Below are 11,583 nucleotides of genomic sequence, written 5' to 3'. Positions count from 1 at the left end.
TGGCGGGTGTGGTCCGGGTCCCGCATCCGGTGGAGGTGTTCACGCTCGAGTAGCGGCTGGCGGCGAAAGGGAACTCGGGCGCCGGGGAGGATGCCCGGTTTCCGAGACGCGTCAACGGCTTCTCGAGTCCTTGGTGTTCGTCCGTCACCAGCCGTGGCGTGGTGCGCCGGATCGGGATTCGCTGCTCGATGCTGTCGCGGGGTTGGGGACGGTGGTGGCGGGTGTGGTCCGGGTCCCGCATCCGGTGGAGGTGTTCACGCTCGAGTAGCGGCTGGCGGCGAAAGGGAACTCGGGCGCCGGGGAGGATGCCCGGTTTCCGAGACGCGTCAACGGCTTCTCGAGTTCTTGGTGTTCGTCCGTCATCAGCCGTGGCGTGGTGCGCCGGATCGGGGGTCGCTGCTCGACGCCGTCGCCGGGCTGGGTACAGCCAAGGCGGGCGTGATCCGCGTCCCGCACCCGGTGGAGGTGTTCACGCTCGAGTAGCGCCCGCCCACAAAAAAAGAACCCGGGCCTCGAGGGGAGGCCCGGGTTCCGGTGGGGAGGGACGGGGTCAGACGGTGCCCGGCTTCGGCAGCTGCTGCTTGGCCGGGGTGTTCTGGTAGGACGCCAGGTGCCACGCGCCGTCCCGCTTCACGACGGTCCAGGATGCCCGGATCGACTGGGAGTCCGCGACCTCGGTCTCGCCCGCGGCGAGGACGCCGCCCTGGGTGATGAGGACGCCGGAGTCCGGGGTGAAGAAGCGGATCTCGATCGGGCGGCCGGTGACCTGGGTGCCCTTGTAGTTGCCCTCGAACGACTCCTTCAGGAACAGGCGGATCTCTTCGCGCCCCTTCTTGAAGATGCCGGGCAGGATCATCGTGCCGTCTTCGGTGAAGACGTTGGCGAACCCGTCGGCGTCGCCGTAGGCCCACGCGGCGATGACCTTCTGGGTCAGGGCCGCGATCCCGGCCTGGTCGGCCGCGGTGCCGGCTTCGGTCGTGGTCATGGAGGTCTCCCTAGATGTAGAGCGTGTTGGGCTCGAGCCCGCACAGGACGCGGCCGTACAGCTCGGTGTTGGTGTTCGGGTGCATCAGCGCGTGGAGGTTGACCGCGGCGACGTCGCGGGCGATGCGCTGGATCGGGATGCCGTGGTAGATCGACGAACCGCCGGAGGCCGAGGCCAGGATGTCGATGGACTCCTTGGCCAGCCGGACCACCGCGCCGAGGTCGGCCCGCGCGATCGCGCGCTCGTCGAGCTTCCACGGGCTGCCGTCGGCGACCTTGGTGTCGACCAGCGTGGCCAGCCGGTGCGCGTGGAACTGGGCCTCGTCGATCTTCATCGCCGACTCGGCCACCTGGTGGTGCGTGATCGGGGCCTCGCGCTGCGATTCGTAGGCGGTGTAGGTGATCTTGCGGTCCGGCAGCCGCTTGAGGAAGCTGTCCTGGGCCGACTTCGCCATGCCCACCAGCGTCCCGACCGACGACACCGACGCGACCGGCAGCAGCGGCGACCGGTAGATCGAGCCCGCCGCACCGCCCTGCCCCTCCAGCACCGCGGGTAGCGGGAGCACGCGCTCGGCCGGGATGAAGACGTCCTGGGCCACCGTCGACACGCTGCCGGTCCCGCGCAGGCCCGCGGTGTCCCAGTCGTCCACGATCAGCAGGTCCGACAGCGGAACCAGGGCCATGATCGGGTACGGCTGACCCTCCGGCGGGACGAGGATCGCGATGATCTCCTGCCACTGGGCGTGCAGCGCCCCGCTGATGAAGCCCCACTTGCCGTTCACCACGACGCCGCCGTCGACCGGCGCGGCCATCGCGGACGGGCTGAGCGTGCCGCACACGCGCACGTCCGGGGTCGAGAACACCTCGTCCTGCACCGCTTCCGGGAAGTGGCAGGCCATCCAGGTGGGGATCCAGTACACCGAAGCCACCCAGGAGGTCGAACCGTCGGCGCGGCCGATCTCGGTGGCGACGTCGACGAGCGTCCGGGTGTCGGCTTCGTACCCGCCGTAGCGCTTCGGGCGGCGCAGCTTGAACACGCCGGCCTCGGCGAGCGCCTCGATGGATTCGTCGTGCACCCGCCGGTTCTGCTCGGACCAGTTCGCGTGCTTCTTCAGTGCGGGAGCCAGTTCGGCCACGCGGCGAACCAGTTCCTCCCGCGTCGGAACATCGGTGCTCGACACCTTGACCTCCTAGATTGTCGACCGTCCCAGCTTCGCAGCGGGCCAGGGGGAACCGCGTCTTCCTGCTTGCCGGCAGGGGCTCACGCCGCGGCACGCTCGGAGGTGCGCGGCGGGAGCCCCACGACGTTCTGGCCGTCCCGGCGCGCGAACCAGGTCGCCATCGGCCCGGCCATCGCCGTCGAGACCAGCGCCATGATCACCAGCATCGTGAACAACATCGGGGACAGCACGCCGAGGTCGAGCCCGATGTTGAGCACCACCAGCTCGGTCAGGCCGCGGCAGTTCATCAGCACGCCGACCTGCAGGGCCCGGTTCCAGTTCTCGCCGACCGCCCGCGCGGACAGCGCCGAGCCGCCGAGCTTGCCCACGACCGCCGCGACGAGGATCACCGCGCACCACACCCAGCCCTCGGCGGAGATCAGGGTGATGTTGGTCCGCAGCCCGCTGTAGGCGAAGAACAGCGGCAGCATCAGCGCCGTGGTCAGCCCGCCCACCTTGTCCAGCAGCCAGGTCGCGATCACGTTGTCCCGGGGGAAGACCAGCCCGAACACGAACGCGCCGAACATCGCGTGCACGCCGATCCACTCGGTGGCCAGCGCGCACAGCAGCACGCCGACCACCGACAGCGGCGCGGCCTTCTGCAGCCGGGCCACCGGGACCCGCGTCACCAGCCGGCGCAGCAGCGGCCGCACGACCAGGCCGAGGAACGCGACGAACGCCACGGTCAGCGCGACCGTCAGCACCACGCCGAACAGCGAGGACGCCGTCGTCAGCGCGACCACCAGCGCGAGCAGGCTCCACGCCGTGACGTCGTCGACCACCGCGCAGGTCAGCGCGACCACGCCGGCCTCGGTGCGGAACAGCCCGATCTCGTGCAGGATCCGGACCAGCACGGGCAGCGCCGTGATGCTCAGCGAAACGCCGAAGAACAGCGCGAACGCGAGGAAGCCGACGCCTTCGGGGGCGAACCGGCTGTAGGCGAACACCGCCAGCCCGACCCCGAGCAGGAACGGGAAGGCGATGCTGACGTGGCTGACGACCACGGCCAGCCGCCCGCGTCCGCGCAGCAGCCGCGTGTTCAGCTCCAGCCCGGCGAGGAACACGAAGAAGATCACGCCGAGCTGGGCCACGACGTTCAGCTGGGGGATCGCGGCCTTGGGGAGCAGGACCGCTGCGCCCTGGGGCCACAGGGCGCCGAGCACCGACGGCCCGAGCACGATGCCGGCGACGATCTCCCCCATCACCGCGGGCTGTCCGACCCGCTGCCCGAGCCAGCCGACGATCTTGCAGGCGCCGACCACGACGGTGATCGCCAGCAGCAGCTGGACCAGGGACGGCCCGGCGGCGGCCTTCGCCTTGGCGACGTTGTCGCCGTCGTCCCCGCCGCCCAGCAGGACGATCGCGACCACGACGGGCACCACAACCAGTCCGATGTAGACGCCCAGGGTGCGGCCCAATCCGCGCCGCGGCTTCACGTCGGCCATGTGACTCCGATCAGGTTCGGTGTGACGTTCGCGATCTCCCGGCCGAAGCTAGCAACGGCGGGTCGGGATCCTCTCGAGGAACGAACGATCTTGGGGACCTACCGGCTCGACGGCGGAACCGGCAGCGGCAGCGGCGGACACTCGAGATCGGACCGGTTGCCGGATTTGCGCGCGGGCAGCGTGCCGCCCGACAGGTACTCCGCGATCTTGCCGTCCACGCAGGCGTTGCCGCCCATCAGCGTGTTCGCGTGGTTCAAGCCGCCCGGCACGGCGAGCAACTCGGCGGCCGGGAACCGGGTGCGGGTCTCGAGGCTGCCCTCGAACGGCGTGGCCGGGTCGAGCGTCTCGTCGACCAGCAGCATGCTGTCCAAGCGGTCGCTGCCGACGTTCACCGGCCGGCCGGCCGGGGCGGGCCAGAACGCGCACGGCGCGTTGATCCAGGTGTTCTGCCAGGCGAAGTACGGCGCCTCGGCGAACGCCCGCCAGGTGTCCGCCCGCCACTTCTGCCAGTTCGTGGGCGACTGCGTGTCCGTGCACTCCACGGCCAGGTACGCGGCGTTGGCGTTGTCGTTGCCGCGTCCGCCGATCTGCACGAACAACGTCTTCAGCGTCGCGCCGTCGTGGTGGCCGACCCAGCCGGCGAACGCGTCGGCGACGAGCGTCCAGTGGAGCTGGCGGTAGGCGGCCAGCTGGAAGATGTCGGTCCACTCGTCCGGGCCGACCGCGCCCGCGGCCGGTTCGCGCGCCAGTTCCACCAGCTGCCGGTCGTACACGTTCTTCACGGCGGCCTGGGTGCTGCCGAGGTGGTAGACGTCGTCGTGCGCCGCGACCCAGCCGAAGAACGCGTTCAGGCTCCGGTCGTACCCGGCGTCTTGTGACAGGTTGAGCCGGTAGTAGACGTCCCGGGGGTGCACGGTGCTGTCCAGGACCATCCGGCGTACCCGATCCGGGTGCAGCGTCGCGTAGACCTCTTCGACGTACGTGCCGTAGGAGTAGCCGTAGAAGCTCATCTCGGTCACGCCGAGCGCGGCCCGGATGCGCTCCAGGTCCGCCACCGCGTCCGTGGTCTTCATGTTCGCCAGCAGGTCCGGGTCGTTGTGCGCGCCGCAGGCGCGGGCGTAACCCCGGACGCGGTCGAGCCAGGTCCGCTCGAGCTGCGGCGTGACCGGCACGTAGCTCGGCCGGTCGAAGTCCATGTAGCCGGGATCGCAGGACAGCGCGGGCTCGCTCGTGGCGACCCCGCGCGGGTCGAAACCGATCCAGTCGTAGGCGTCCCCGACATGGCCGGGGACCAGCGTGCCCAGCGTGGCCAGTGCCAGCCCCGGCAGGCCGGGACCGCCCGAGACGGTCAGCATGACGCCCTGGAAAGCGCTGTCCGGGACCTTGTGCCGGATCCGGGACACCGCGATCCGGAGCTGCTTCCCGGTCGGCCTGCGGTAGTCCATCGGCACCTGGAGCATCCCGCACTGGGCGCCCGCCGCCACCAGGCTCGGGTCCTGGCACGGACCCCAGGTGATGGTGGCCGGCGCCGCGGTGGCGGCCGGCGCGTTCACCGCGGTGAACGCCAGGGCCACGCCGGTGACCGCGGTGACCATCGTTCGTTTCACCTTGTCCACCTCCAGTTGAACCGAACAGGATCTGGTGAGGCTAGGTGGGGAATCGGCGGCCGCACGTCTTTGCCGTTGCCCACTGATGGCCCGGGTGACCAGGCAGATCCTCGCGAATGCCGTGTTCGGGCGGCACGCTGGAATTGCGGCGCGCGGGCGGTTACGTTGGCTCGCATGGGACTTCCGATCGACGACCTGCTGGCGACGCTGCCCGCCGATCGCGTGCTCACCGATCCGGAGCTGCTGGCCTCCTACTGCCGCGACGAAGCCGACCTGTGCGACGCGGGCACGCCGCTCGCCGTCGTGCGGCCGCAGAGCACCGCCGAGGTCGCCGCGACCGTCCGGGTGGCCGCCGCGCACCGGGTGCCGGTCGTCCCGCAGGGCGCGCGCACCGGGCTGACCGGCGCGGCCAACGCAGTCGACGGCGCCCTCGTCGTGTCGCTGACGGCGTTGAACCGGATCCTCGAGATCGGCCCGGGCGAGCGGATCGCGGTCGTGCAGCCGGGGGTGGTCAACGCCGAGCTGAGCCGGGCCGCCGCCAAGGAGGGGCTCGCCTACCCGCCGGACCCCGGCTCCTGGGAGTCCTCGACGATCGGCGGCAACGTCTCGACCGACGCGGGCGGCATGTGCTGCGTGAAGTACGGCGTCACCGGCGAGTACGTGCTGGGCCTGGAAGTCGTGCTCGCCGACGGCGAGGTCCTGCGGTGCGGGCGCCGGACCGTGAAGGGTGTCGCCGGCTACGACCTGACCCGGCTGTTCGTCGGGTCGGAGGGCACGCTCGGGATCATCACCGAGATCACCGTCCGGCTCCGGCCCGCGGCCCGGGAGGCCCGGACCATGGTGGCGGTGTACCCGACGGTGGCCGCGGCCGGGCGGGCGGTCGCCTCGATCACCGCCGCCGGTCACGTGCCGAGCCTGCTCGAGCTGCTCGACCGGACGCACCTGCGGGCCATCGAGGCCCACCGCCCGATGGGCCTGGACACCGAGGCCGCGGCGATGCTGCTGATCGCGACGGACACCGGCGACGGGGCCGACCTCGCCGCGATCGCCGAGTGCTGCCGGGAGGCCGGCTCGAGCGAGCTGTACGCCGCCGAGGACGCGGTCGAGGCCGAGGCGCTGACCAGCGCGCGCCGGCTGGCGCACCCGGCGATGGAACAGCTGGCCGCGCAGGCGTTCCCCGGCGGCCGGGGCGGTCTCGTCGTCGACGACGTGGCCGTGCCGCGGTCCCGGATCGCCGACCTCGTCGAGGGCGTCGAGGAGATAGCGGCGCGCCACGGCGTCCTGGTGGGCGTGGTCGGCCACGCCGGCGACGGGAACCTGCACCCGGTCATCGTGGTGGACCGGGCGGATCAGTCCAGTATGGACCGTGGGCGGCTGGTGTTCGACGAGATCATGCGGCTGGGGCTCGCGCTGGGCGGCACCTGCACCGGCGAGCACGGCGTCGGCCTGCTCAAGCGGGACTGGCTCGCCCAGGAGCTCGGCCCCGTCGGCCTGCGGGTCCACCGGGCGCTGAAGCAGGCACTCGACCCGGACGGGATCTTCAACCCGGGCAAGGTCATCGCGCCCCGCTGACGGCATCCCGGAGGAAGGCAGCCGCCGTCGCGGCTGGAACCATCGGTGGGATGAAGATACTTGCGGGGGAAGGAAAAACGCCCGCGGTGGCGGTCGTCGCCGGCACGCCCTACGACTCCGGCCTCGGCGCCGAGCTGCTGCGGGCCCGGGGAATCCCGGCGGATCCGCACGCCATGGCCGGTTCCCCGGACGAGCAGGACTCGCTGCAGTACCAGGATCCCGGCGCGCTGGCGGCGGCGTTCCACGCACGCCTGCGCGAGCTGCGCGCCCGGGGGACCGAGCAGGCGATGCTGTTCTGCAACTCGCTCTCGGCGGTGGTGGACCACGACCGCGCGGCGCTGCCGGTGCTCTCGCCCGTCACCGTCTACCGGGAGCTGTTCCCGCGGCTGCGTTCGTCGCTGGTGGTCACCGGGAACGCGAACCCGCTCGTCGGCGCCGAGCGGACCGCGTGGGCGGTCAGCCCCGGCCACCGGATGCTCGGGGTGTCGGATCCCGCGCTGGTGCGCGGGATCGAGGCCGGCGACCCGGCGGCGGCCTTCGAGACCTCGCACCTGCCGGCCACCCTGCGCCTCGCCGAGCGGCTCGGCCTGGAGGCCGTCGTCCTGGCGTGCACGCACTTCACGGCCGTGCTGCCGTTCGTGACGGCCATCTGTGACCTGCCCGTCGTCGACGTCGGCAGCAGGCTCGTCGAACTGACCGGCCAAGCCGTCGCGGACCGGGCGCTCGCCGCCTGAACGACGAGAACCCGTGCGGACCGCACGGGTTCTCGTCGGTTCGGCATCCCTCAGCCGGCGAAGAGCCGCCGGTTCCACCAGGTCGAGGTCCGGCGCCCGACCACCCCGGTCAGCGCTTCGATTTCCTTCGACAGAACCTGGAGGTCTTCGGTCACGAGCGCCTGCGGGCCGTCGCACTTGGCCTCTTCGGGATGCGGGTGGACGTCGACGAGCACCCCGTCCGCGCCGACGGCGATCGCCGCCCGGGACAGGGGGAGGACGAGGTCCCGCCGTCCGCCGGAGTGCGAGGGGTCGATCATGACGGGCAGGTGCGAAAGCCCCTGGACGACCGGCACCGCCGAGATGTCGAGCGTGTTGCGGGTGGCCGTCTCGAACGTGCGGATCCCGCGCTCGCACAGGACGATGTCGAGGTTGCCGCGTTGCGCGATGTACTCGGCCGCCATCAGCCATTCCTCGATGGTGGAGTTCATCCCGCGCTTGAGCAGCACCGGCTTGCCCGCCTCGCCGGCGGCCTGCAGCAACGCGAAGTTCTGCATGTTCCGGGTGCCGATCTGCAGCATGTCCGCGTACCCGGCGACCATCTCGACGTCGTGGGCCGCGACCACCTCGGTCACGACCGGAAGGCCGGTCTGCGCGCGGATGTCGGCGAGGATCTGCAGGCCGGCCTCACCGAGACCCTGGAAGGCGTAGGGCGACGTGCGCGGCTTGAACGCGCCGCCGCGCAGCAACGTCGCACCAGCGGCCTGCGCCATCCGCGCCGCGGCCAGCGTCTGCTCCGGCGTCTCGACCGCGCACGGCCCGGCGATCAGGGTGACCGTGTCCGGGCCGATCGGCACGCCGCGGACGTACACAGTGGACCGGTCCGGGTGGTGCTCCCGGCTCACCAGCTTGTACTTGGCGGAGATGCGGGTGACGCTCTGCACCCCGCGCATCCCGCCGAGGTTCAGCGTCTCGAACCGGTCGACGTCACCGATGAGCCCGACGATCACCCGGCTCACACCGCGGCTGACGAAGGCTTCGCCACCCGCCTCCGTCACCCGGTCGACGACGGCCTCGACATCTGCGGTCCCCGCATCGGTAGCCATGACGATGACCATGATTTTCGTCCCTTTCAGCGCTGTGCGGCTCGGCCACCGGCGGGTGCCGGCGGTCGGGGGAGGCGTCCGGTGATGAGGGCCGCGAGCCGGGAGACGCCCTCGTCGATCAGGTCCGGGGTGAGCAGGCTGATCGACAGCCGGAGCTGGGTGAACCCGCCCTTGCCGCCGTAGAAGTGGTGCATCGGGGTGAACAGGACGCCGTGGTCGCGGGCCGCGTGGGCCAGCAGGTCGTCGTCGACGGTGAAGGGCACGGTCACCGTGACGAAGAACCCGCCCGTCGGCGTGTTCCAGGTGACGCCGGGGCAGGCGCCGAGCGTGCGGGCGAGCCCGTCCAGCGTCAGGCGGAGGTTGCGCTGGTAGATCGCCGTCTCGCGGGCGTTGGCCCTGGTCAGGCTCAAGTCGTTGCGCAGGAGCTTGCCCGCGATCACCGCCTGGGCGATGGGGGACGTGTTCACCGTCAGCATGCCCTTGAGCTTCGAGAGCTGGTCGGCGAGCAGGCCGCCGCCGGCCACGGGCTGGTCCGCCACGACGTAGCCGACCCGGGCGCCGGGCATCCCGGTCTTGGCGAAGGAACCGAGGTAGACCACGGTCCCCGCGTCGTCGAGTGCCTTCAGCGAAGGGAGGCGGTCCGCTCCGAAGAGCCCGTACGCGTTGTCCTCGAGGAGCAGGATCCCGTGCTCCGCGGCGATCTCGAGGAGACGGCGGCGGGCGGGCAGGTCCATGCTGGTGCCGGTCGGGTTCGCGAAGTCCGGTGTCACGTAACAGGCCCGGACCCGGTTGCCCGCTTCGCGTGCCAGTTTCAGCTGGTGCGTCAGGTCGTCGAGGTCGATGCCGTTCTCGGTGGACCGCACCGGCCGGACCGGGGTGTCGGTCAGCAGCGCCGCCCCGGTCAGGCCGACGTAGGTGGGGGCGGGGGCGAGCAGCACGTCGTTCTCGTCCGTGCGCAACGCCCGCAGCACCAGGAACATCGCCTCCTGGCAGCCGACGGTGACGACCACGGACTCGGGGGCGGCGACGATGCCCTCGTCCTCGGCGAGGTTGGCGGCGATGAGGTCGGCGATGACGCCCTTCGTGGCGCCGTACTGGAAGAGCGTGCGGGTGACCTCGGCCTCGCTCAGCTTCCGGTCGCGCCGGAGGTGGTCGCAATAAGCGTCGAGGTACTGGTGGATCTGGCCGACGTCGAAGAATTCTTCGTACGGCCGCCCGGCCGCCATGGAAATGGCCCGCGGATATTCGTCGATGAGCTCGTTGAGCAGGTTCATCGACGAGATGGCCGGATCGGCGAGCGATCCGTGCAACGTTTCCACGCTCAGTGGGGTCGACAAAGCGAATCGCCTCTCCTGCGGCCGGGCACCGGGTGATCAGTATGCGTCCGGGGACGCTGCCACGGCTTCTCCGGCCATGCGTTGTCCGGCGACCGGCGCGGGCAACGGAAGAGAGGACAATACCGGCCCGATTTTGCGATTCTCGGCGGTGGGACGCGAGACGCCAGGCATCGAATACCCGCCAGTGGAGGTTGGAGACCGTGCAGAACGCACTCCGGGACATGACCATCGATTACGTCGAGCTGTACGTGGACGATATCGAACGGAATCTCGCCTGGCTCGTCGGCGGGTGCGGTTTCGTCGTGCGCGCGGTGTCGGCCCCGGCGGGCGGGACGACGCGGTCGGTCGATGTCGGGCAGGGCGAGATCGACCTGGTGCTGACCGAATCGGGCGAGGACCACCCCGCGCACGCGTACGTGGCCCGGCACGGCGACGGGATCGGCGACATCGGCATCCGGGTGCCGGACGCCGCCGCGGCGTTCGCCGAAGCCGTGCGGCGCGGCGTGCGGCCGGTCATGGCGCCGGTCACCCGGGGTGCGGTGACCATCGCGAAGATCGCCGGCTTCGGCGACGTGACGCACACGTTCGTGCAGCGACCGGACGACGCGGTGGTGGCCGACGTGCTCGGCCTCGTCACGGTGCCCGAAACCGGCGCTGCCCCGGGGACCGGCCTGCAGAAGGTGGACCACTTCGCGATTCCCGTCGAGGCGGGCCGGATGGACGAGACCGTCGAGTACTACCAGCGGACGCTGGACTTCGAGCTCATCCTCACCGAGCGGATCGTCACCGGCGACCAGGGGATGTTCATCAAGGTCATCCAGAGCCAGTCGCGCGCGGTCACGTTCACGCTCGTCGAGTCGGACACCAGCCTCGCCGTCGGCCAGGTCGACCGGTTCCTGAAGGACAACGACGGCTCGGGCGTGCAGCACATGGCCTTCAGCACCACCGACATCCTGTCCACCGTGCGGCAGCTCACCGTCGACGGCATCGAGCTGCTGACGACGCCGGACGCCTACTACACCGCGCTCGCCAACCGGGTGCGGCCGGAGAAGTACTCCGTCGACGAGCTGCGAGACCTCGACATCCTGGTGGACGAGGACCACGACGGCCAGCTCTACCAGATCTTCGCCAAGTCCGTGCACCCGCGGAACACGCTCTTCCTGGAGATCATCGAGCGGGCGGGCGCGACGTCGTTCGGCAGCTCGAACATCAAGCACCTGTACGACAGCGTCGAAGCGCACCAGGTGCCGGACGCGACCGCGGACTGACCGGCAACCGCGGAGACGTGCCGGGTGAACCGCCCCGGGCAGACTGGAAAAGCCGTTCGCGCCGGTGCGGACGGCCGCGACCGAGTGCCAGCTAGACCGTCCTAAGTGGAGTGAGGTTCCCGTGTCCAATCCGTTCGAGGACGCCGACGCCCTGTACCTGGTCCTGGTCAACGACGAAGGGCAGTACAGCCTGTGGCCCGCCGGCATCGCCGTTCCGGCCGGCTGGCGCACGGCGCTCGCCGCGGACTCCCGCGCGCACTGCGTCGAGTACGTCGAAGCGCAGTGGACGGACATGCGGCCGCAGAGCCTCGTCCGGGCCGAACGGGCGTGA

11 protein-coding genes are annotated in these 11,583 nt (G+C 70.9%); 5 read left to right on the top strand and 6 right to left on the bottom strand.

Translation table 11 applies throughout. The features are described from left to right. Positions 1–348: 348 nt before the first annotated feature. A complete protein-coding gene (locus QSK39_RS28350) occupies positions 349–483 on the top strand; it encodes a hypothetical protein (RefSeq protein ID WP_285480848.1) in 135 nt (44 codons plus the stop codon). 67 nt (positions 484–550) lie between these two features. Here the strand turns inward: QSK39_RS28350 and QSK39_RS28345 are convergent, their stop codons facing one another. The 4 genes from QSK39_RS28345 to QSK39_RS28330 all read right to left on the bottom strand — a co-directional run bounded on the left by QSK39_RS28345 (position 551) and on the right by QSK39_RS28330 (position 5,256). After that, complete coding sequence (locus QSK39_RS28345; protein WP_285480847.1) at positions 551–985, bottom strand: SgcJ/EcaC family oxidoreductase; 435 nt, start codon at positions 983–985, stop codon at positions 551–553. A gap of 10 nt (positions 986–995) precedes the next feature. Next, the gene (locus tag QSK39_RS28340; protein WP_285480846.1) at positions 996–2,165 is read right to left on the bottom strand and encodes an acyl-CoA dehydrogenase family protein; all 1,170 of its coding nucleotides are present in this window, start codon (positions 2,163–2,165) and stop codon (positions 996–998) included. Positions 2,166–2,245: 80 nt separating this feature from the next. Further along, entirely contained in the window at positions 2,246–3,649 is a 1,404-nt protein-coding gene (locus QSK39_RS28335; protein WP_285480845.1) for a cation:proton antiporter domain-containing protein, read from the bottom strand. A gap of 98 nt (positions 3,650–3,747) precedes the next feature. Further along, a complete protein-coding gene (locus tag QSK39_RS28330) occupies positions 3,748–5,256 on the bottom strand; it encodes an alpha/beta hydrolase (RefSeq protein WP_353051083.1) in 1,509 nt (502 codons plus the stop codon). Positions 5,257–5,430: 174 nt separating this feature from the next. Between QSK39_RS28330 and QSK39_RS28325 the strand changes: the two genes are divergently transcribed. Together QSK39_RS28325 and QSK39_RS28320 are read left to right on the top strand one after the other, a co-directional pair. After that, a complete protein-coding gene (locus QSK39_RS28325) occupies positions 5,431–6,828 on the top strand; it encodes an FAD-binding oxidoreductase (protein ID WP_285480844.1) in 1,398 nt (465 codons plus the stop codon). A 50-nt stretch (positions 6,829–6,878) separates the two neighbouring features. Further along, positions 6,879–7,562 carry an aspartate/glutamate racemase family protein gene (locus QSK39_RS28320; protein ID WP_285480843.1) on the top strand — a complete coding sequence of 228 codons (684 nt, stop codon included), beginning with the start codon at positions 6,879–6,881 and terminating at the stop codon, positions 7,560–7,562. Positions 7,563–7,612: 50 nt separating this feature from the next. Here the strand turns inward: QSK39_RS28320 and aroF are convergent, their stop codons facing one another. Together aroF and QSK39_RS28310 are read right to left on the bottom strand one after the other, a co-directional pair. Beyond that, positions 7,613–8,647, bottom strand: a complete 1,035-nt coding sequence (gene aroF / locus QSK39_RS28315) for a 3-deoxy-7-phosphoheptulonate synthase (protein WP_285480842.1) — start codon at positions 8,645–8,647, stop codon at positions 7,613–7,615. Between the two features lie 26 nt (positions 8,648–8,673). Then, the gene (locus QSK39_RS28310) at positions 8,674–9,966 is read right to left on the bottom strand and encodes an aminotransferase-like domain-containing protein (RefSeq protein WP_285480841.1); all 1,293 of its coding nucleotides are present in this window, start codon (positions 9,964–9,966) and stop codon (positions 8,674–8,676) included. A 239-nt stretch (positions 9,967–10,205) separates the two neighbouring features. Between QSK39_RS28310 and hppD the strand changes: the two genes are divergently transcribed. Both hppD and QSK39_RS28300 read left to right on the top strand, forming a co-directional pair. Further along, positions 10,206–11,252: a 4-hydroxyphenylpyruvate dioxygenase gene (gene hppD, locus QSK39_RS28305; RefSeq protein WP_285480840.1), complete on the top strand. Its 1,047-nt coding sequence runs from the start codon at positions 10,206–10,208 to the stop codon at positions 11,250–11,252. 121 nt (positions 11,253–11,373) lie between these two features. Next, positions 11,374–11,583 carry an MbtH family protein gene (locus QSK39_RS28300; RefSeq protein ID WP_285480839.1) on the top strand — a complete coding sequence of 70 codons (210 nt, stop codon included), beginning with the start codon at positions 11,374–11,376 and terminating at the stop codon, positions 11,581–11,583.

This window comes from Amycolatopsis sp. NBRC 101858 (assembly GCF_030269325.1).
In the GTDB taxonomy this organism is placed as follows: domain Bacteria; phylum Actinomycetota; class Actinomycetes; order Mycobacteriales; family Pseudonocardiaceae; genus Amycolatopsis; species Amycolatopsis ponsaeliensis.
This window is presented reverse-complemented; position numbering and strand designations above follow the sequence as displayed.